Origin of the sequence: Leucobacter sp. L43 (assembly GCF_016597785.1) — a bacterium.
Lineage (GTDB): Bacteria > Actinomycetota > Actinomycetes > Actinomycetales > Microbacteriaceae > Leucobacter > Leucobacter alluvii.
This window is the reverse complement of the sequence record NZ_JAENJG010000001.1, coordinates 438,193-458,166: the sequence shown is the minus strand read 5'-3', so window position 1 is coordinate 458,166 and position 19,974 is coordinate 438,193. Positions and strand designations below refer to the sequence as shown.

Below are 19,974 nucleotides of genomic sequence, written 5' to 3'. Positions count from 1 at the left end.
GGAGCCGCGCGCGGAAAAGTTTCTGCTCGTACCCGGGAATATTCGTCTGCATGTAATAGTTGTGCTCATCGGACCTCGCACACTCAATCGAAAGGCATGACATGACCATCACCGCAGAGCAGATCCCCGGGTACCGCGTCGGAACGTGGGCCGTCGACCCCACGCACTCCGAGGTCGGCTTCTCCGTTCGCCACCTCGCCATCAGCAAGGTCAAGGGCAAGTTCGAGTCCTTCGAAGCCACCTTCACGACGGCGGAGAACCCCCTCGAGTCGAGCGTCACCGCGAGCGCCGACGTCGCCTCCGTGAACACGAACGAGAAGAACCGCGACGGCCACCTGGCCACCGGTGATTTCTTCGCCGCCGATGAGTTCCCGAAGCTGACCTTCGTGTCGACGGGCGTGCGCGAGGAGAACGGCAACTTCTTCGTCGACGGCGATCTGACGCTCCGCGGGGTGACGAAGCCGGTGACCTTCGACTTCGAGTTCGGCGGCTTCGGCGAGGACGCCTACGGCAATTACAAGGCCGGTTTCACCGCGACCACGCGGATCAAGCGCGAGGACTTCGGGCTGACCTGGAACGCTCCCCTCGAAAAGGGCGGGCTGCTGCTCGGCTCCGATGTGACGATCACGCTCGATGTGCAGGCGGCGCTCGTCAAGTAGCCGACGACACTGCTGGAATCGCCGTCACCGCGGAAGCGGGGCGGCGATTCGTCGTTTCAATCGAGTTCGCCGGTGATGCGCCCGCGCACGCGGCGCAGATCCTCCAGCAGAGAGCCGATGAGTACCCAGTGCTGCTCATTCGGCCTCGGGATGGTGAGGGGAGTGGTCAGCGCGAGTGGCTCGACCGCGCCCTCGCCCCTCGTGCCGCCCTCGACGAGGAGCTCGAGATCGTGCGCGGCACGTCGCATCTCCTCCGCCATGCCGATGACGAAGGGGTCGTCGGTGAGCTCGGGGGCGTAGAGATCGGCGAGCGCGCGAGCCATGCCGACGATCTGCGTGACGATGCGCTGCAGGCGCTCGAACTGTGCGTCGTCCTCCGCGAGACCCTCGCGATAGCGCCGACTGCGAGGATTGAACCTGAGGCTCTCGCGGGCCTGGCGCAGGAGGGCGTGGACGCGGGTGCGCTCCTCTTGCAGCCCCCTGGCGTCGGCGAGCATCTCGGCGAGCCAGGGCCGGTTGCGCGGTTCGTCGAGCGCGTCGGCGATGCGACGCAGCACCTCGGCCGAGTGCTGCGTGAGGTCGACGATCGCGAGATGCACCGAAGACGTGCGCACCGGTGCGACGACGAGCGCATTCAAGGCCACGCCGATCGCGGCTCCGATCGCTGTCTCGATGAGGCGCTCGGCGCCGTAGTGCAGTTCGAGGCCGCCGAGCGCGATCATGAGCAGAGCGCTGATCGCGACCTGATTCGCGGCCGAAGGCGTCATGCGCAGCAGCCACCCGACGCCCATCGCGACGATGATGGCCGCGATGAACAACCACGACTGCGGACCGAAGAGCGCGCCCGCGCCGATGGCCACGCCCACGCCGACGAGCACGCCGACGACGCGCTCGATTCCGCGGGTGAGCGACTGATCGACGTTGTCCTGCATGACGATCAGCGCGGCGATCGCTCCGAAGATCGGCAGCTGCTCCGGAAAGATCGCGAGGCAGATGAACCAGGTCAGGATCGCCGCGGCGGCGCCCTTGGCCAGCTGCCACCAGGCGGGCCGCACCGACACCGTGAACCGCCCGGTGAGATCGCGCTCGAACCGGCGCCACGGGCGGGTCGCGGGTCCGGTCACAGAAGTCCCAGCTTGCGCAGCTCCTCGCGCAGTGTTGCCCCGTCTGGGCCGTACACCCAGGGCACGCCGCTCGTGCTCCGGTGCAGCCGCGCCTTCGAGCGCCCGCCGGCGAGCACCGCTTCGCCGACGGAGAGCTGACGGATGAGCACCGCCGCGACGCTCTCGGGGTGGGCGGTCGCGAATTCGTGGTACAGCGCCTCGTCGTGCTGCCCGTCGTCGCCGATCAAGATCCAACGGATCCCGGGGAACTCTCTCACGATGCGTCGCAGTTCGCGTCGTTTGTGCTCTCGGCCGCTCCGGAACCAACGATCATGCGTCGGGCCCCAATCGGTGAGCAGGAGCGGCCCCATCGGATAGAGATTGCGCGCCAGGAAGCGGCTGAGCGCGGGCGCTGCGTTCCAGGCCCCGGTCGAGAGGTAGACGACGGGGGCGCCGGGATGCTCGGCCATCAGGTGATCGAGCATCACCGCCATGCCGGGTGTCGCCGAACGCGCATGCTCGTCGAGCACGAAGCTGTTCCACGCCGCTACGAACGGGCGGGGGAGAGCGGTGAGCAGGATGGTGTCGTCGATGTCGGAGATCACCCCGAACTCGGCCTCCGGCGCCACCACGTTCACGGGGGCATCGGCCGCCTCGCTGTCGCCGGCTTGAAGGGTCACGGTGTGCCAGCCCCGTTCGAGCTGCACCGGCACGATGGCATCGATGACCCCGCCGCGATCCGCCGTCACTTCGGTGACGGGCTCGCCGTCGATGAGCACGCGCACCGTCTGATGCGGCACCGAGAGGCTCGTGAAGGTGCGCCAGCCGCGCACGCGCGATACCTCGGCCACGTCCGGCCGGAAGCGGGTGTGCTCGCGACTCTCCGGCTTCAGGTACAGCACGCGTCCGAGCACGCGCACCCATTCGGTCGTGCCGTAGCCGATGTACGGAATCACGGAGGGCTTCTTCCCGCGCGAGATCGCTCGGCGGGCGCGGCGCCCGTGCAGCCAATCCTCCAGGCGAGCCGCGAAGCGGGGTCGAGGGTCTGGCTGGGGTGGCGAAGTCACCAGGACAGTCTAGGGCGTCGGGGTGTGCGGATCCTCAGACGATTCGTCTGCGCCGGCGACGTCGAGGTGGCGTTGCTCGCGGCGCAGGAACCACTTCTTGATTCCCCAGATGGCGAGTGCGACAGCGGCGGCGAGACCGGCGAAGACGAACCCGGCGCCTTTGACGCGTGCTGCGAGTTGGTCGTATCCGGCGGCGGCGCCGACGCCGAGCGAGACGACGATCAACGACCAGACGATGCTGGCCGCTGCGGTCCAGACCAGGAACCGGCGATAGCGCATTCCCGCCATGCCGGCGGTCAACGGCACGAGCGAGTGCAGCACCGGCAGGAATCTCGAGAGGAACACCGCGACCCCTCCGCGTTCCCCGAGGTAGTGCTCGGCGATGCGCCAGTTGCGCTCGCCGAGTCTCCGTCCGGCACGGCTGGCCCGGATTCGGGGTCCGATCCATCTGCCGAGGAAGAAGCCGATGCTCTCTCCGGCAACGGCGCCGAGGATCAGGGCGATGACGAGCCAGATGAACTGAGCGGGCGTGGTCACTCCGATGGCGGACACCAGCGCGATGGTGTCTCCAGGCACGATGAGGCCGACGAAGATCGACGTCTCGAGCATCATGCCGACGCCTGCGAGCAGCGTGCGCAGGACCGGGTCGAGGTCGCGGATCCATTCGATCAACGTGCTCAGGAAGTCGGTCACGCCACCGAGTGTAACGACGACGTCGCAAGGAACATCGGGCACGGGCGGGTGCGAGGTCGTTTCGACGTCGAGAGATATACCGTTCGGCGCCGAGTGAAATATGCTTCGAAGCCGAACCAGATTCGCAGGAAACTCACAGAAACGGTAAAATCGAGTCAGTCGGCATCCGGCCGATGGCTCCGGCGAGAATGACATCTCGTAGCGGACCTCACTAAGGGAGTGCACCCTTGGTGGGGCGCGCGACCTTCGTTCTGGAGCGTGACATGAACGAGTTCTTTGATCCCCTGACGCTATCGCGATGGCAGTTCGGGTTGACGACGCTGTACCACTTCATCTTCGTTCCGCTGACGATCGGCATGTGCCTGCTCGTCGCCATCCTGCAGACCGCGTGGGTGAAGACGGGCAAGATCAAGTACCTGCGCCTCACCCGTCTGTTCGGCAAGATCTTCCTCATCAACTTCGCGATGGGCGTCGTGACCGGCATCGTGCAGGAGTTCCAGTTCGGCATGAACTGGTCGAACTACTCCCGCTTCGTCGGCGACATCTTCGGCGCCCCCTTGGCGATGGAAGGCCTCATCGCCTTCTTCTTCGAAGCGACCTTCATCGGGCTGTGGATCTTCGGGTGGGACAAGCTGCCGAAGAAGATCCATCTGATGACGATCTGGTTCGTCTGGCTCGGCACCGTCGCCTCGGCCTATTTCATCCTCGCTGCGAACGCATTCATGCAGAATCCTGATGGATTCACCATCAACGAGGAGCGCGGGCGAGCCGAACTCGACAGCATCGGCGCCGTGCTCACGAACCCGGTCGCCGTGACGCAGTTCCCGCACACCATCTTCGCCGCCGTGATGTTCGCGGGAGTCGTCGTCGTCTCGACCGCCGCCTGGCACCTGCGTCGTGGGCAGTACCTCGACGAGATGCGGACAGCGCTCCGCTTCGGCGCGTGGACCAACATCGCCGCCTTCATGGGCGTCGGGCTCACGGGCCACTCGCTCGGCATGGTCATGACCGAGACGCAGCCGATGAAGATGGCCGCTGCGGAAGCGCTCTACGAGAACGCCTCCGGCGCTGACGCGTCGTTCTCCGTGTTCAGCCTCGGCACCCCCGACGGGGCCCACGAGATCTTCTCGATCCGCATCCCCTATCTGCTGTCCTTCCTCTCGAACGGCACGTTCAACGGGTCCGTCGAGGGCATCCGCGATCTGCAGGCCGAATACACCGCGCAGTACTGCGGCGCCGATTCGCTGCTCACGTGCCCGACCGACGGTCAGTTCGCACCCATCATCTGGGTCACCTATTGGGCGTTCCGCTGGATGATCGGCCTCGGCGCACTCGCTGCGCTCGTCTCGGTCGTCGGGCTCTGGATCACCCGGAAGAGCATGGACCTTCCCGACTGGGTGTGGAAGGTCGCGATCTGGACCGCGCCGCTCCCGATGCTCGCCTCGCTCGTGGGGTGGGTCTTCACCGAGATGGGCCGGCAGCCGTGGATCGTCTTCGGCGTGATGACCACCGAACAGGGCGTGTCGCCCGGAGTTCCCGGATGGGCGGTGCTGATCTCCCTGCTCGTCTTCACGATCGTGTACGGCGCCCTCGCCGTCGTCGAATTCAAGCTCATCACGAAGGCGGCGAAAGAGGGCCCGCCCGAGATCGCGCTGAGCTCGGACGCCGACGGCAAGCCGGGCGACGCCGACCACCAGCAGCTCGCCACGGTCTACTAGGAGACGGACATGGAACTCACCACACTCTGGTTCTTCATCGTCGGGGCGATGCTCATCGGCTACTTCGTGCTCGACGGATTCGATTTCGGCGTTGGCATGTCGCTGCCGTTCCTCGGGAGGGACGACCGCGACCGGCGTCTCATCATCAACACGATCGGTCCCGTCTGGGATCTCAACGAGACGTGGCTCATCGTCGCGGGCGCCTCGCTCTTCGCCGCGTTCCCCGAGTGGTACGCGACGATGTTCTCCGGCTTCTACCTGGCGCTCCTCGTGATCCTCGTCGCCCTGATTCTGCGCGGGGTCTCGTTCGAGTACCGGCACCAGGGCAAGGGTCGCGAATGGACCCGGTGGTTCGATCAGTTCATCTTCTGGGGTTCGGTGGTGCCGCCGCTCCTCTGGGGCGTCGCGTTCGCGAACCTCGCCCAGGGGCTCCCGATCGCGCCGATGGAGAACGGCGGCTGGATCTACCAGGGCACACTGCTCACTCTGCTGAACCCCTACGGGCTGCTCGGCGGACTCACGATGCTCCTCATCACGTTCGCGCACGGTCTGGTGTTCATCTCGCTGAAGACCGCGGGTGACATGCGAGTGCGAGCTCGCTCGCTCGCCACGAAGGTCGGTGCCGCGGCGATCATCGCGGGAGCGACGTTCCTCGGATGGACGATCATGCAGCACACCGATAGCCCGACGCTGTGGGTGATCGTGCTCTGCTCAGCGGTCGCCGCACTCGCGCTCATCGGGGGTTGGGCCGCGAATCTCGTCGGACGAGAAGGGTGGGCCTTCACCGGCAACGCGATCGCCATCGCGTTCGCTCTGCTCGCGATCTTCATGGCGATGTTCCCGAATCTCATGGCATCGAGCATCGACCCCTCGTACTCCATGTCGATCGTCGGCGCCGCGAGTTCGCAGAAGACGCTCGAGCTCATGACGTGGGTCGCGGTCTTCACCCTTCCGCTCGTGCTCGCGTACCAGGCGTGGACGTACTGGATCTTCCGGAAGCGGTTGACCCGTGAGGCGATTCCCGTAGGTGCGCACTGACTCGGTGCGCAGGGCCCGGGGTTTCATCTGATGTGACTCCCCGGGCTCCCGTAGACTGCCTCGAGCGGTTGTGACTTCCGCCGCCCATCGACACTCAGGAACCTCGTGAAACCCTTCGACCCGAGATTGCTCCGGTATGCGCGCGCTGCGCGCGGCGTGCTGATCATCGGCGCCGGGCTCGGTCTGCTGCGCACCTGCGCGGTGCTGGCCTGGGCGTGGTGCCTGGCGCAGGCGGTCACCGCTGCAGCTCTTCCCGTAATGGACGGCATTCCCGGGGTGCGGGGCAGAATCGACGAGGGAGCGTTCGATACCGGTCAGCTTCCCTGGCTCATGCTCGGCGCGCTGGTCGCGGTGTGCGTGCGTTCCATCGCCGGTTGGGGCATGGACGCCGTCGCGGCGCGCGGTGCGGTCCGCGTGAAAGCTCAGCTCCGAGCGGCGGCGCTCGATGCGCTCGACGCCCGCTCGCCCCAGCGGGATGACGGGCCGGGCGACGCCGAACTGGCGACGTCGCTCGGCCGCGGGCTGGACGCGCTCGACGGCTACTTCTCCGGGTACATCCCGCAGCTCCTGCTCACGGGTGTCGCCACTCCCATCCTCATCCTCGCCGTCCTGCTCGCAGATCCGCTCAGCGGCCTGATCGTGGTCGTGGTGTTCCCGATCATCCCGGTCTTCATGATCCTCATCGGTCTTGCGACGCAGGCAGTGCAGGATCGGCAGTGGGAGCAATTGCAGCGCCTCTCATCGTCATTCCTGGACGTCGTTGCCGGCCTCGCCACTCTGCGGATCTTCGGCAGGCAGGGCCGGCAGGTCGCGCGCATCACCCGCGAGACCGATGAGTACCGCTCGCGCACCATGAGCGTGCTGCGCGTCACCTTCCTCTCGGGATTCGTGCTCGATCTCGCCGGCACCTTCTCGATCGCGCTCGTCGCGGTGACGGTCGGAACCCGGCTGGTGAGTGGCGAGTTCCCCCTCGGGCTCGGCCTCTTCGTGCTGCTGCTGCTCCCCGAGACCTTCGTGCCGATCCGGCAGGTCGGTGCTGCGTTCCACGCGTCGACCGAAGGCCTGGCGGCTGCGTCGCGGGTCTTCGCGATCATCGAGGCGGCTGATTCGCGCCCGAACGGGGCAGCATCCCCTGAGGGCGGTGACGCTCGCGACGCGCGGCGCTCGGCTGACGGGCGACAGCCCGGACTGAGTTTCGACGCGGTCAGCGTCGTCAGGGGAGGCCGGCGCGTCGTCGGCCCCGTGTCGTTCGATGTCGCTCCAGGAGAGATGGTGGCGATGTCCGGACCATCCGGCGCCGGAAAATCGACGTTGGTCGCGGTGCTGCTCGGCTTCGTCGAGCCGATCCGCGGGCGTATCGTCGCACCCGGTGCGCTCGCGTGGTCGGGCCAGCGTCCCGGCCTGCTGCACGGCAGCATCGCCGAGAACGTGGCGCTCGGGTCGGACGAACCCGATCGCGCGCTCGCGCGGCGCGCGCTCGACGCCGTCGGTCTCGAGCACCTCGACCTCGGCCTCGAACTGGGCGTCGCAGGCGCCGGCGTGTCCGGTGGTCAGGCCCAGCGCATCGCCGTGGCCAGGGCGCTGTATCGAGCATGGCGGCTCGACTGCGGCGCGCTCGTGCTCGATGAGCCCAGCTCTGCCTTGGACTCGTCGAGCGAGGCGTTGGTGTGCGCCGCTCTTCGCGCGGAGGCGGATGCCGGGCGGGCCGTGCTCGTCGTCAGCCATCGGGAAGCTGTGCACCGGGCAGCCGATCGCGTGGTGCGCATCGATGCGAGTCATCCGGAGCCGAGCATTGCGGGGGTGGACGCCTGATGCGCGCGATGCAGACCGAAGCAGTCACCCGTCGGCAGCGGCGGGCGGTACTCGATCGGGCCATGCCGAGCCGGTCGCGGCGTCTTCCCGGCATTCTGCTCGGAGTGATGGCAGATGCGAGCGTCGTCGGCCTGCTCGGGCTGAGCATGTGGCTGATCGTGCGGGCGGGGGAGCAGCCCCCGATCCTCCATCTCACGTTCGCGATCGTCGGCGTGCGAGCGCTCGCGATCGGTCGCGCCGCCTTCCGGTACGCCGAGCGGCTCACGAGCCACGATGCGGCGCTCGCTCAGCTCGCCGTGCTGCGGTCGCGCACCTTCGCGTCACTCGTGCCGAGGGTGCCGGGCGCACTGGAATCGCACCGGCGGGGAGAAGTGCTCGCAGCGTTCGTCGACGACGTCGACCAGCTGCAGGACGAAGCGCTGCGGGTGCGCCAGCCGCTCATCGTGAGCGGCATCGTCACAGGTCTGAGCGTGATGGTCGTCGCACTCATATCGGTGCCGGCCGCGCTCGTGCTGCTCGGCGCGCTCGTGATCGGCGGCGGCGTGGCAGTCGCGCTGGCGAACCGGCTCTCCGGCGCGCAGGATCGGGAGCTGAGCGCCGCACGAGCCGCAGTCGTCGACGCGCTGCTCGAGCGCTTCTCCGCGGGCGAGGTGCTCCTGGCCTTCGACGCCGTCGAGATGCAGCGCGCGCGGATCGCCGCTGCCGAGCAGCGCCTCGCGACCCTCCAGCTCCGCCGCGCGCGCTCGGCCGGCCTCACGGCTGCCGTCCTCGGGTGCGCTGCTGGAGCGGCCTCGCTCCTTGCAATCGTCGCGATGCTGCCGACGTTGGGCGATGGGCTCTCCGCGCCGCTCTTCGCTGCTGCCGTCGTCGTTCCCGCCGCCGTCTTCGAGGTCTTCGCGCAGGTTCCCGCAGCTCTGTCTGCCAGGCGCACGGTGCAGGCGAGCGCCGATCGCGTCGCCGATCTCACGGAGGGCGCGTTGCCGAGCGAACTCGTCGCCGACTCGGGAGATGCCGATGAACCGTCTCCGGTGGGGCGCGAAGCGGTTCGCGCCCCCGTCGGAGCGCCGCTGATCGAAGTGCGCGGGCTCGCCGCCAGGTACCCGGGGGCCGCGAGCGATGCGATCAGCGGCGTCGATTTCGTTCTCGATGCGGGCGAGACGCTCGTCGTTCGCGGCGCGAGCGGAGCGGGCAAGAGCACCCTCGCGCTCGCTCTCGTGAGATTCCTCGAATCGCGCGGGGAGTACCGCGTGCGAGGCCTCGATGCACGGGCGCTGCCTGCCGACGCCGTGCGCGAGATCGTGGGTCTCTGCGAGCAGCGGCCGTACCTCTTCGACTCCGATCTGCGCCAGAATCTCAAGTTCGCCCGCGACAGCGAGGAGCGCGGTACCGCGAGTGACGACGATCTCTGGGCGGTGCTGGATCGCGTCGGTCTCGCCGAGTGGGCGCTCGAGCGCGGCGGCCTCGATGCGCGGCTGGGTGCGGACGGAGCATGGATCTCCGGCGGTCAGGCGCAGCGGATCGCGCTCGCTCGCGCCATCCTGGCCGATTTCCCGGTCGTCGTGCTCGACGAGCCGACCGCGGGCGTCGATCGCGAGCTCGCCGACCGACTGGTGCTCGACCTGCTGGGGGCAGTGCCCGATGATCGGGCGGTGATCCTCATCACACATACCGAGCTGCCGCAGGAGATCAGCGCCTCGCGCGTGGATCTGTGATCGGCTCCCAGCGGCGATCGAGCATCTCGCGGAAGTGCGCCAGTCGTTCCTGATCGTGCGGTGCGCAACGGGCACCGTCGAGGTGCGACACCGGTCGGATGCCGTGGAGGGCGTTGACGGCCCAGACCTCGTGGTGCAGCAGCTCGTTCAGCGTCGCGACCCGCGGCTCGAGCTCGGCAGCTTCGCGGATGAGCGCTTCCGTGATCGACGGGACGCGGTCGGGGAGTGCAGAAACGGCGCCCCGGTGCGTTTCGCGGTTCCACCAGATCAGGCTGGTCGTCGCTCCCTCGAGCACGCGACCGTCGCGATCGAGGAGGAGCGGCTCGGCCCCGAGCTCGTGCCTGAGTGCGGCGTAGCTGGCGATGTTGGGCCCCTTCCGGCGAGCGCGCGGCAGCGGCCCGCTCGGACACGATCGGAGTGCGATCGTGAGCTGCAACTGCGGCAGTTTCCGGATCGCGAGAGCGAGTCGGGGTTCGCGAATACTGTCGTTCGGGCCGGGTTCCCATAGTTCGAACCGAGGAAACCCGTCACCGCTTCTCGCGAGTCGGCTCCGCGCCGAATCGAGAAACGCGGAGACGCGACCTCTGACCTCCGCGGGGTTCGCCTCTGCCGACGCGTCGAGCCAGGCGGCGTGGGCCGTCTGCGCGAAGCGCTCGAGGTGGCGCGCGAAACCGCGCACCGCTGCGTCGACGTGTGCGCCCGCTTCACCGCCCCTGACCGCTCCGCGCACGCGGAACGAGTCGGCGGCGAGAAGCCTGCCCGTGGCCCCGTCGGTGCCGCTCTCCGGGGTCACCGATCCCGGTCCCGGCTCTGGGCACTCGTGCTGCGATCTTCACGCGGGCGCGCGAGCACGGAATAGCCCGATCGAAGCTCCCCGCGTCCCGTAAGGGCGCGCAGCACCTCCCGGCCGTCTCCGTTGCCGACCGCGAGGGCTCCGGCGAGCCGCATCGTGCTCAGAAGCGGAGCGGTCGGAGGCTCGGCGAACTCGTCGGGCGGGCCCGTTCGGGTGCTCGCGGTGTCAGACGCGGCACGCACCGCCTCGCAGATGTCGAGGCCGTGCACGATCAGCTCGAAGGTGCGAGTCCGCAGGTACGCGCTCAATCGCATCCCGCCGACGACCGTGCTGACGATCGGGTCTCCGGCGTCTCGCACGGCGCCGAGTACGCGAGCAGCGATCTCGGCGAAGCGCAGAGCCGGGTCCTCGCCGAGCGCCGTGCCCGCCTCGACGCCGCGGGCGCTCACCGAAGCGCCGCTCGCCGCAGTCGCGCCGGACGCACGGGCGAAGTACTGCTCGGCGCCCCCGACGGCATCGACCTCGAGCGGTGCGGCGAGCCCCCGCTCGACCGTGAGGAGCGCGCGACTCGTGTGCCCGACGAGCGCGCGCAGATCCCAATCGCCGAGTCCAGGGGAACGCCAGCGAGTATCCGGCACGCCGTCGACCACGCTCACGGCCCACGCGGTGGCAGCAGCGAACTCCGTGCGCGACTCAACGATCCCGTCTCCCTCGTGCATGTCGTGAGCGTAGCACCGGCGGTACGCTGAGACGATGCCCGATCCGATGCGTGAACCGGTCGCTCGCGCCGTGCGTGCGCGCGTGAGCGCCGTCGAGATCGCACGCCGCTTCGCCGACACCGGGTCGCCCTGGTTCTGGTTCGACGGAGCCGGGGCAGCACCGGGGGAGCCGCGGGTGTCGACGCTCGGGATCGCGGGCGAGGTGCGCCTCGCCGCCCCGGGAGGCGAACGTGCCTTCCTCTCGGATCTGCGGGACGAGTCGGACGCCGTGTCGCCCGCCGGTGACCACGCCTCGGACACCGCTGGAGACGCGCCGGTATGCGGCGCTCGTCGGGCAGCCGTCGGTTTCGCAGGGGGATGGGTCATCGCGCTCACCTACGAATTCGGCGTCGCGCTCCTCGGGCCGGCCGTGGCGTCGGACGTGGAGCCCGGGACCCCCGCCGACCCTGCCGCCGTTGCGCTCCGGTGCGATGTGGTCGTGGCCGTCGATCACGACTCCGGAGCCGTCGAATTGCGCGGACCGAGCACCGCCGCGGTCGATGCGTGGCTCGCGGAGCACGGAGAGCATCTGCGCGCCCGGGAGCGAGGAGCGGAGATGCCGGCGCCGGCGTCTGATCCCGAAGCATCCCCGGCCCAGTGGCGCAGCGGGGATGCCGACTACGCTGCGGCGGTCGAACGCTGCCGGGACGCCATCCGGGCGGGCGACGCCTACGTGCTCTGCCTGACCGACACCGCCGAGGCCACGGGGGTGTTCGACGCCATCGAGGTGTACCGACGCCTGAGCGGGTCAGGAGCGCCGGTGCGGGGCGGAATCGTCGACGCGGGCTCGCACGTGCTCGTCAGCGCGAGCCCGGAGCGGTTTCTCTCGGTCCGCGGTGCGACGGTCTCGACGCACCCGATCAAGGGCACCCGTCGTCGAGGAGGGTCGCCGAGCAGCGATCGTGCGCTCGCGGCAGCACTCGCGGCCGATCCGAAGGAGCGCGCGGAGAACCTGATGATCGTCGACCTGATGCGCAACGACCTGAGTCGCGTGTGCGAGCCGGGCTCGGTGCGCGTCGACCGGTTTCTCGATGTCGAGACCCACGCTCATGTGCATCAGCTCGTGAGCACGGTCTCCGGCACCTTGGCGGGCGGCCAGGGCATCTGGGACGCCATCGTCGCCGCGTTTCCCGGCGGTTCCATGACGGGTGCCCCGAAGCTCCGGGCCGTGCAGCTGCTGCAGCGGTTGGAGGGCGGGCCGCGCGGGTTCTACTCCGGGTGCTTCGGGTGGATCGATCGCCGGGGCGACGCGGAGCTCGCGATGACGATTCGCAGCGTCGAGATGCGGCGGGGCGATCGGCCTGTGGTCGCTGTCGGCGCCGGGGGAGGCATCACCATCGATTCAGTCGCCGCCGACGAGGTCGCGGAGAAGCACCTCAAGGCCGCCGCGCTGCTCTCTGCGCTCGCCCGCTGATCGGACTCGGGCGCGGCCCGCTCAGACCTCGCGCTCGACCAGTGCCGCGAGTGCCGCGGTCACCATCGTCCAGCCGTCGACGAAGCCGAGCTCCTCATGCCTCGCGCGGTCGTCCGCGCTCGCATGACGCGCCGTGGCCCGGTACGCCGTGCCCTCCGGGTGGTCGGTGAGGGTGAACTCGGCGGTCACGGCAACGGGTGCCGGAGCAGCGGGCCGCCACTGGGCGTCGAGCGCATTCGTGAAGACGATGCGCCTCGAGGCCTCGACGGTCACGAACACGGCATTCATGTGCGGCTCGAAGGCCCTTCCGTCCTCGCTCATGCTCGTGATGAGCGCGCCGCCCGGCACGAGTTCGAGCCGTTCGACGCGTGCCGTCATGGGGGCGGGGATCCACCAGCGGGCCAGGCGATCCGGATCCGTCCACGCGCGCCACACGATCGCACGGGGAGCGCGGATGATGCGCGTGATCGAGAGATCGCGCTCCGCATCGAATGCGGCGGCGAAGGGCGTCTCGACGGGCGACGGCTCGATCGTCTCATCGGGCTGTGGCGAGAGTGACATGCGAGCTCCTCTGCTGCGCGCCCGGCTCGCGCACCCGAGTGGGCGGCGGATCGCCGGGGTGCTGCCCAGTATGCGCCCAGCGCGGTGACCCCGCCACCCCGCCGGCGCGCGACGCCTCGACGCTCCGCCGCCGGCGCCGTCCCGCTCAGCGCGCGGGCGCTGGGCGCTCCACCCGCTCGGTACCGGGTATTCTGGTCGGAAGTGTGCGCTCGCGAACGCGGGCGATTCGAACCGAGATCGAGGTATGTGTGACCGAGCAGCAGGAGCGCGACGCCGAGGGCTATGACTTCCAGGCGATCCAGGACCGCTGGCTTCCCGTGTGGGACGAGCTGAAGCCGTTCGAGGTCGACACCGAGGGAGCCTCCGCCCCCGGGGCAGCGCGCCCCAAGAAGTACGTGCTCGACATGTTCCCGTACCCATCGGGCGATCTGCACATGGGGCACGCAGAAGCGTTCTGCTTCGGCGACGTGCTCGCACGCTATTGGCGCGGACGCGGCTACGACGTGCTGCACCCGATCGGGTGGGACTCCTTCGGGCTGCCCGCCGAGAATGCGGCCATCAAGCGCGGGGTGGATCCCCGGGAGTGGACGTACGCCAACATCGCGCAGCAGAAGGCCTCGTTCCGGCTCTACGCGCCCTCCTTCGATTGGAGCCGCGTGCTCCACACGAGCGACCCCGAGTACTACAAGTGGAACCAGTGGCTCTTCTTGAAGATGTACGAGAAGGGTCTCGCCTACCGCAAAGCGAGCTGGGTCAACTGGGATCCGGTCGATCAGACCGTGCTCGCGAACGAGCAGGTGCTCGCGGACGGCACCTCCGAGCGCTCGGGCGCCATGGTCGTGAAGAAGAAGCTGACGCAGTGGTACTTCCGCATCACCGACTACGCGGATCGCCTGCTCGACGATCTCGACGCGCTCGAGGGTCAGTGGCCCACCAAGGTGCTCAACATGCAGCGCAACTGGATCGGGCGCTCGCGCGGGGCCGAGGTCGAGTTCGAGATCGAGGGCCGTGAGGAGAAGGTTCCGGTCTTCACGACGCGCCCCGATACGCTGCACGGCGCGACCTTCATGGTGGTCGCCCCCGACGCCGACCTGGCGGCGGAGCTCGCGTCGGGCGCCTCGGAAGAGGTGCGCAGGAATTTCCAGGAGTACCTGGCCCAGACGCAGAAGCAGACGGAGATCGAGCGGCAGAGCGCGGATCGTGAGAAGACCGGCGTCTTCCTGGACCACTTCGCGGTGAACCCGGTCAACGGGGAGCGCATTCCCGTGTGGGCCTCCGACTACGTGCTCGCCGATTACGGGCACGGCGCGATCATGGCGGTACCGGCGCACGATCAGCGAGACCTCGATTTCGCGCTGAAGTTCGACCTGCCCGTGCGCGTGGTCGTCGACGTGCGCGACGCCGACGGCGCCGCCCTGCCCGATCCCGCGGAGAGCGGCGTCGCGACGGCCGGCGAAGGGGTGCTCGTCAACTCGGGCGAGCTCGACGGGCTGCCGAAGAACGAGGCGATCGCCCGCGCGGTCGAGGTGCTCGAGGAGCGCGGCACCGGTCGCGCGTCGACCACGTACCGGTTGCGCGACTGGCTGATCTCGCGGCAGCGCTACTGGGGCACGCCGATCCCGATTCTCCATCACGAGAACGGCGAGATGCGCCCGGTCGATTCCGAGGCGCTGCCCGTACAGCTGCCGGCCTCCGAGGGGCTGGACCTCAAGCCGAAGGGAGCGTCACCGCTCGGTGCCGCCACGGAGTGGGCGACGGTCGTCGATCCCGAGACCGGCGAGACCTGGACGCGCGACCCCGACACGATGGACACCTTCGTCGACAGCTCGTGGTACTACCTGCGCTTCCTGTCGGCGAACGATGCGACGCAGGCGTTCGACCCGGAGCTCGTCAACGCCTGGGGACCGATCGACCAGTACGCGGGCGGTGTCGAGCACGCGATTCTGCACCTGCTGTACTCGCGCTTCATCACGAAGGTGCTGCACGATCTCGGTTACCTCGACTTCGACGAGCCGTTCACCGCGCTGCTGAACCAGGGCATGGTGCTGCAGGACGGTGCGAAGATGTCGAAGTCGAAGGGCAATCTCGTCGAGTTCGCGAGCGAGCTGAAGGCGCACGGGGCCGACGCGTTGCGCGTGACGCTTGCGTTCGCGGGGCCGCCAGAAGACGACATCGACTGGGCGGACGTGTCGGTGCAGGGCTCGGCGAAGTTCCTCGCCCGGGCTTGGCGCGTCGTCGACGACGTGCAGACGGCGGGGGCGCCGCGTGAGGCAGCGTTCTCCGAGGGCGACGCCGGGCTCCGGAGAGCCACGCACCGCCTGCTCGCCGATGCGCCGGGGCTCATCGAGGCCTACAAATTCAACGTAGTCGTCGCGCGCCTCATGGAGCAGGTGAACGTGACCCGCAAGGCGATCGACTCGGGCGTCGGCGCCGCGAACCCCGCGGTGCGCGAGTCGGCCGAGGCGATCACCGTCATCCTCTCGCTCTTCGCGCCCTACGCCGCCGAGGACATGTGGGCGAAGCTCGGGTTCGAGCCGAGCGTCGCGCTCGTGGAGTGGCCGGTCGCCGATGCGGCACTGCTCGTCGAGGACGAGGTCACGATGGTCGTGCAGGTGGACGGCAAGGTGCGGGATCGCCTGACGCTCCCAGCGTCGGTGTCTGAGGCCGAGGCCGAGGCGGCTGCCCGTGCGTCGGCCGCGGTGCAGCGCGCGATCGGTGATCGACAGGTCGTCAACGTGATCGTGCGCGTGCCGAAGATCGTCAGCATCGCGACGAAGCCGGCCGCCTAGCGCGGGCTCCCGCTCTCTTTCCTCCTTCGCGCTGCGAGCGGGGTCACTGTTGGTGCGTGTCGGACCCATGACACGCACCAACAGTGACCCCGCTCGCATGGGATGGGATGGATGGGATGGATGGGATGGGATGGATGGGTGCGTCGGGTGAATGATGGAGCGCGTACTCCGCTCACAAGGGGGCGCCAGCGGCCGTAGGTGCTGACCTTTCCACTGCTGGCGACGAAGCGGCAGCGCGGGCGCCCTCGCGACCTAGCGTGTTCGCATGCGGAAGCACGAAGCACCCGATGGCACTGGTGGGCCCGCCGAGCCCGGCGAGTCCGGCGAGCCCGGCGAAGCGGGCGAAGCAGTCGGTGAAGCGGTCGGTGAAGCGCTCGGCGAAGCCGTCAGTGAAGCGGGCGGCGACGCCGACCTGAACACGCGCCCACTCCTCTCCAGTGAGGCAGTGCTGTCGCGGGGGCATTGGCAGGCGAGCGACCGGACGAACGCGCGGGCCGCGCCGGCGCTCCGGTGGGTGCCGAGCACGAGGATCGGGGAGCGGATACGCCGCGGGATCGCAGTGCCAGTGACCGTCGGAGCGCTGGTGTTCGTCGCGGCCATCGCGGTGGCTATCGGCATCACGATGGCTCGGGGCCACGGGGTGGCCACCGAGGGCGCGGATGCTGCGGCGAGCTCGTCTGAGGCTGCGGGCGAGCAGCCGGGCGGCGGGGCGACGAGTGGAGCCGAATCCGGGCCGGTGCCCGAGCACGGCGACGGCGGCGGCGCAGATGCTTCGCGGGCGGATGTGCTGGTGCACGTGGTGGGAGAGGTGCACCGCGCCGGGGTCGTCGAGCTCCCGGCGGGCTCCCGGGTTGCCGATGTGATCGACGAGGCCGGCGGAGCGACCGATGCTGCGGTGCTCGACGTCCTGAATCTCGCTCGGACGGTTGCAGACGGCGAGCAGCTGATCGTGCCCGACGCCGCGCTGGCCGCGGCTTGGAGGGCGAACCCATCGGGCGCGGCCGGGAACAGCGCCGCCGCGGGCGAGGCTGACACGAGCGCTGCTGGCCCGAGCCCAGGAGGGGTGCCTGGCGCGACGACGGGCGGCAGTGGAGCTGGAACTGGAGCGGGCGCGATCGCCCTGAATACTGCCGCGGTCGCCGATCTGGAGACCCTTCCCCGTATCGGTCCGGCCCTCGCGCAGCGCATCATCGACTGGCGCGATGCGAACGGCGGGTTCACCTCGGTGGATCAGCTGCTCGAAGTGCCCGGTATCGGGGCGAAGACGCTCGACGGGCTGCGAGACCTCGTGGTGCTATGAACGACGCATCTCGATCACCGTCGGGCCGTTGGCGCATACTCGCCCCCGCGGTCCTGGCGTGGGCACTCGTGGCGAGCGCCATCTTGGTCCCGGGCTGTGGCCGGTGGCTCGCAGTCACGGCGTTCGGCATCGGCGTCGTCGCGATCGGCTGCGTTCGTGCACGCGGGCGCGCGGTCGTCCTTCGCTGTGCGGGGATCGCCTGTGCGATGCTCGTCGTGCTCGGGGCGCGGATCGATGCGCTCGAGCAGGTGCGCGAGGATCCGCAATTCGCGCGTACCGCAACGAGCGGGCGTGCGACGACGCTCGACATCGAGCTGCGAGGTTTCCCGAAGACATCGATCGACGAGCGCGGTCGACGGTCGTCGTGGGCGCCCGCGGTCGCGCGCTCGGCCAGCGGCGACATGCCCGTCGTGCTCTGGTTCGCGGCCGACTCGCCCCGCTCCGACTCGCTCCGCTCCGACTCGCCCCGCTCCGACTCGCTCCGCTCCGGTGCTGAGGAACCGGGTGACCGCAGTGGTGACGCGAACCTCTGGGGGCCGGGGACGCTCGCGCTGGCGTCTGGCACGCTCGTCTCACTCGACGCCGGTTCGTCTGCCAGGTACGGAGTCCGTGTCACATCCTTCGATGTCGTCGCGACGGACGGCGCAGACAGCGCATCGGCGACGATTCGCGCCGTCACGACGCACGCTGCAGCCCGTCTCCGCGCCGGCCTGCGCGAAGCGGCGGCCGGCGTGCCCGGCGCCGAACTGGTGCCGGGGTTCGCCGTCGGCGACACGTCGCTCGTGCCGGAGCACCTCGATCAGCAGATGCGGGAGAGCTCGCTCACTCACCTCGTGGCGGTGTCCGGCGCCAACTGCGCGCTGGTCGTGGCCGCCATCTTCACGGTGTCGGGCTGGCTCGGCGTACCGCGTCGCGCCCGGATCGCGCTGGCAGGCTCGGCGTTGGCCGGCTTCGTGGCCGTCGTCGGGCCGGATCCGAGCGTGCAGCGGGCGGGAGTGATGGCCGCGGTCGTGCTGCTCTCATCGTTCGGGGGGAAGCGCGCCATCGCGCTTCCCGGTCTCGGACTCGCCGTCCTCGCGCTGCTCGTGCACGATCCGTGGCAGGCGCTCCAGCCGGGATTCGCGCTCTCCGTCGCGGCGACCGCGGGAATTCTGCTGTGGGTTCCCGACGTGATGCTGCTGCTGGGGCGCGTGTTCCCGAGCCCTCAGTGGGTCAGGCTTCCCGTTGCCGTCGCGATCGCCGCGCAGTTCGCGTGCGGGCCGCTGTTGCTGCTCGTGCAGTCCGGCTTTCCCGCAGCTGGACTCGTCGCAAACGTGCTCGCAGCCCCGGCTGCCCCCTGGGGTACGGGGCTCGGGCTGCTCGCGCTCCTCGCGGCGCCGCTTTTCCCCGAGGTGTCGCACGCCTGCGTGTGGCTCGCCAGCATGCCTGCCAGCTGGGTCGTCGCAACCGCAGAGGTCACGGCTGCGGTCCCGGGAGCGAGGTGGGCGTGGCCAGGCGGGTGGGGAGGCGCCGCGCTGCTCGCAGGCGTCGAAATCGCCGTACTCGTCGCCTGGTGGCTCCTCGAGCGTCGATTCGGCGAGCACGCTGACCGGGATCCGGGTGCGCCTTCCCCTGGCGCACCAGTGACGAGCGGGAGAACCCCGTGGGGGTGGAACGTGCCGCGCCCGCGCCGCACCGTCGTCTGGATTGCGGCGCTGCTCTGCGGTGCGCTCGGAGCATTTCTCGGGCCGACGCTCATCGCCCCGACGACCGCGCGGCTCACGACTCCGCATACCTGGAGCGTGGTCGCGTGCAACGTCGGCCAGGGTGACGCGCTGCTGCTGCGAGACCCAGGGGCCCCCGACACTGTGATGCTGGTGGACACCGGCGACGACCCCGAGCGGCTCGACTCGTGCCTGGAGCGATTCGGAGTGCACCGCATCGCGATCCTCGTGCTCACGCATGACGACCGGGACCACGTGGGCGCGCTGAGCGCGATCGTCGATCAGGTGGATCGCGCGCTCATCGCACCGAGCAATCGCGAGGACGGCGACGTACGCCCAGTACTCGCCTCGCTGCAGACGGCAGGTGTGAGCACGCAGGTGGGTGGGAGCGGCATGATCGATGCGCTCGGAGGTCTGCACTGGGAGGTGCTGGCGCCTGAGCCGGGGGCGACTCCCGCCGATACGAACAGCGCGAGTCTCGTCCTGCGCGTGGAGGCGGGGGCGACGTCGGTGCTCCTGCTCGCCGATACGGGAGAGGATGAGCAGCTCGCGCTGCAACGGACGGGCGCCGATCTCGACGTCGACGTGGTCAAGGTGGCGCATCACGGCTCTTCGGATCACGATTCCGGCATCTTCACCGCAGCTTCTGCCGAGGTCGCACTGATCTCGGTCGGTGCGGACAACGGGTACGGGCATCCGACCGCGTCCGTCATCGAGGGTCTCCGCCGCACCAGCACCACCGTTCTGCGGACCGACGAGCTGGGGTCGATCGCCGTGAGCGGCGATCCAGGCGCGCTCGACGTCTGGGCCGAGCGCGGAGCGTCGAGCGAGGAGCAGAGTGAACGGTAGTCTGG

Annotated in this window: 15 protein-coding genes; 9 read left to right on the top strand and 6 right to left on the bottom strand. The window is 69.3% G+C overall.

Annotation, left to right across the window (positions count from 1 at the left end; genetic code table 11):
- The first annotated feature begins 101 nt into the window (after positions 1-101).
- On the top strand, positions 102-659 hold the full coding sequence (locus tag JE033_RS02135; RefSeq protein ID WP_090148477.1) for a YceI family protein: 558 nt from the start codon (positions 102-104) through the stop codon (positions 657-659).
- A gap of 56 nt (positions 660-715) precedes the next feature.
- On the opposite strand, the gene JE033_RS02130 is transcribed toward JE033_RS02135, so the two are convergent.
- From JE033_RS02130 to JE033_RS02120, 3 genes are read right to left on the bottom strand one after another with little or no spacing between them, the layout of a single operon-like run.
- A complete protein-coding gene (locus JE033_RS02130) occupies positions 716-1,783 on the bottom strand; it encodes an FUSC family protein (protein WP_090148481.1) in 1,068 nt (355 codons plus the stop codon).
- On the bottom strand, positions 1,780-2,829 hold the full coding sequence (locus JE033_RS02125; RefSeq protein WP_346728705.1) for a phosphatase domain-containing protein: 1,050 nt from the start codon (positions 2,827-2,829) through the stop codon (positions 1,780-1,782). The genes JE033_RS02130 and JE033_RS02125 overlap by 4 nt, the downstream gene beginning before the upstream one ends.
- A 9-nt stretch (positions 2,830-2,838) precedes the next feature.
- The gene (locus tag JE033_RS02120) at positions 2,839-3,522 is read right to left on the bottom strand and encodes a DedA family protein (RefSeq protein ID WP_090148486.1); all 684 of its coding nucleotides are present in this window, start codon (positions 3,520-3,522) and stop codon (positions 2,839-2,841) included.
- Positions 3,523-3,785: 263 nt separating this feature from the next.
- Here JE033_RS02120 and JE033_RS02115 point away from each other — a divergent pair, with 263 nt between their 5' ends.
- From JE033_RS02115 to cydC, 4 genes are all read left to right on the top strand, one after another.
- Complete coding sequence (locus JE033_RS02115; RefSeq protein WP_090149712.1) at positions 3,786-5,240, top strand: cytochrome ubiquinol oxidase subunit I; 1,455 nt, start codon at positions 3,786-3,788, stop codon at positions 5,238-5,240.
- A gap of 9 nt (positions 5,241-5,249) precedes the next feature.
- Positions 5,250-6,278, top strand: a complete 1,029-nt coding sequence (cydB, locus tag JE033_RS02110; RefSeq protein WP_090148489.1) for a cytochrome d ubiquinol oxidase subunit II — start codon at positions 5,250-5,252, stop codon at positions 6,276-6,278.
- A 105-nt stretch (positions 6,279-6,383) separates the two neighbouring features.
- Positions 6,384-8,090 (top strand): thiol reductant ABC exporter subunit CydD, encoded by a 1,707-nt coding sequence (gene cydD, locus JE033_RS02105; protein ID WP_200329164.1) that lies wholly within the window; start codon positions 6,384-6,386, stop codon positions 8,088-8,090.
- Positions 8,090-9,802, top strand: a complete 1,713-nt coding sequence (cydC, locus tag JE033_RS02100; RefSeq protein ID WP_234037056.1) for a thiol reductant ABC exporter subunit CydC — start codon at positions 8,090-8,092, stop codon at positions 9,800-9,802. Before cydD ends, cydC begins: the two co-directional genes overlap by 1 nt.
- Here the strand turns inward: cydC and JE033_RS02095 are convergent.
- Both JE033_RS02095 and JE033_RS02090 read right to left on the bottom strand, forming a co-directional pair.
- Complete coding sequence (locus tag JE033_RS02095; protein WP_200329162.1) at positions 9,777-10,595, bottom strand: aminotransferase class IV; 819 nt, start codon at positions 10,593-10,595, stop codon at positions 9,777-9,779. The genes cydC and JE033_RS02095 overlap by 26 nt on opposite strands.
- Entirely contained in the window at positions 10,592-11,314 is a 723-nt protein-coding gene (locus JE033_RS02090; RefSeq protein WP_200329160.1) for a maleylpyruvate isomerase N-terminal domain-containing protein, read from the bottom strand. Before JE033_RS02090 ends, JE033_RS02095 begins: the two co-directional genes overlap by 4 nt.
- A 34-nt stretch (positions 11,315-11,348) precedes the next feature.
- Between JE033_RS02090 and JE033_RS02085 the strand changes: the two genes are divergently transcribed.
- Positions 11,349-12,767 carry an anthranilate synthase component I family protein gene (locus JE033_RS02085; RefSeq protein ID WP_234037055.1) on the top strand — a complete coding sequence of 473 codons (1,419 nt, stop codon included), beginning with the start codon at positions 11,349-11,351 and terminating at the stop codon, positions 12,765-12,767.
- Positions 12,768-12,788: 21 nt separating this feature from the next.
- Here the strand turns inward: JE033_RS02085 and JE033_RS02080 are convergent, their stop codons facing one another.
- Positions 12,789-13,328 carry an SRPBCC domain-containing protein gene (locus tag JE033_RS02080; protein WP_200329158.1) on the bottom strand — a complete coding sequence of 180 codons (540 nt, stop codon included), beginning with the start codon at positions 13,326-13,328 and terminating at the stop codon, positions 12,789-12,791.
- 248 nt (positions 13,329-13,576) lie between these two features.
- Between JE033_RS02080 and leuS the strand changes: the two genes are divergently transcribed.
- The 3 genes from leuS to JE033_RS02065 all read left to right on the top strand — a co-directional run bounded on the left by leuS (position 13,577) and on the right by JE033_RS02065 (position 19,969).
- On the top strand, positions 13,577-16,117 hold the full coding sequence (leuS, locus tag JE033_RS02075; RefSeq protein ID WP_200329156.1) for a leucine--tRNA ligase: 2,541 nt from the start codon (positions 13,577-13,579) through the stop codon (positions 16,115-16,117).
- Positions 16,118-16,382: 265 nt separating this feature from the next.
- Positions 16,383-17,417: a ComEA family DNA-binding protein gene (locus tag JE033_RS14605; RefSeq protein WP_234037054.1), complete on the top strand. Its 1,035-nt coding sequence runs from the start codon at positions 16,383-16,385 to the stop codon at positions 17,415-17,417.
- Positions 17,414-19,969, top strand: a complete 2,556-nt coding sequence (locus JE033_RS02065; protein ID WP_234037053.1) for a ComEC/Rec2 family competence protein — start codon at positions 17,414-17,416, stop codon at positions 19,967-19,969. Before JE033_RS14605 ends, JE033_RS02065 begins: the two co-directional genes overlap by 4 nt.
- Positions 19,970-19,974: the final 5 nt, after the last annotated feature.

Bases quoted from the DNA above. Each gene is read 5' to 3' on its own strand.
- JE033_RS02135 (WP_090148477.1), top strand. From the start codon at position 102: ATGACCATCACCGCAGAGCAGATCCCCGGGTACCGCGTCGGAACGTGG.
- JE033_RS02115 (WP_090149712.1), top strand. From the start codon at position 3,786: ATGAACGAGTTCTTTGATCCCCTGACGCTATCGCGATGGCAGTTCGGG.
- cydB (WP_090148489.1), top strand. From the start codon at position 5,250: ATGGAACTCACCACACTCTGGTTCTTCATCGTCGGGGCGATGCTCATC.
- cydC (WP_234037056.1), top strand. From the start codon at position 8,090: ATGCGCGCGATGCAGACCGAAGCAGTCACCCGTCGGCAGCGGCGGGCG.
- JE033_RS02090 (WP_200329160.1), bottom strand. From the start codon at position 11,314: ATGCACGAGGGAGACGGGATCGTTGAGTCGCGCACGGAGTTCGCTGCT.
- JE033_RS02085 (WP_234037055.1), top strand. From the start codon at position 11,349: ATGCCCGATCCGATGCGTGAACCGGTCGCTCGCGCCGTGCGTGCGCGC.
- JE033_RS02080 (WP_200329158.1), bottom strand. From the start codon at position 13,328: ATGTCACTCTCGCCACAGCCCGATGAGACGATCGAGCCGTCGCCCGTC.
- JE033_RS14605 (WP_234037054.1), top strand. From the start codon at position 16,383: ATGCGGAAGCACGAAGCACCCGATGGCACTGGTGGGCCCGCCGAGCCC.
- JE033_RS02065 (WP_234037053.1), top strand. From the start codon at position 17,414: ATGAACGACGCATCTCGATCACCGTCGGGCCGTTGGCGCATACTCGCC.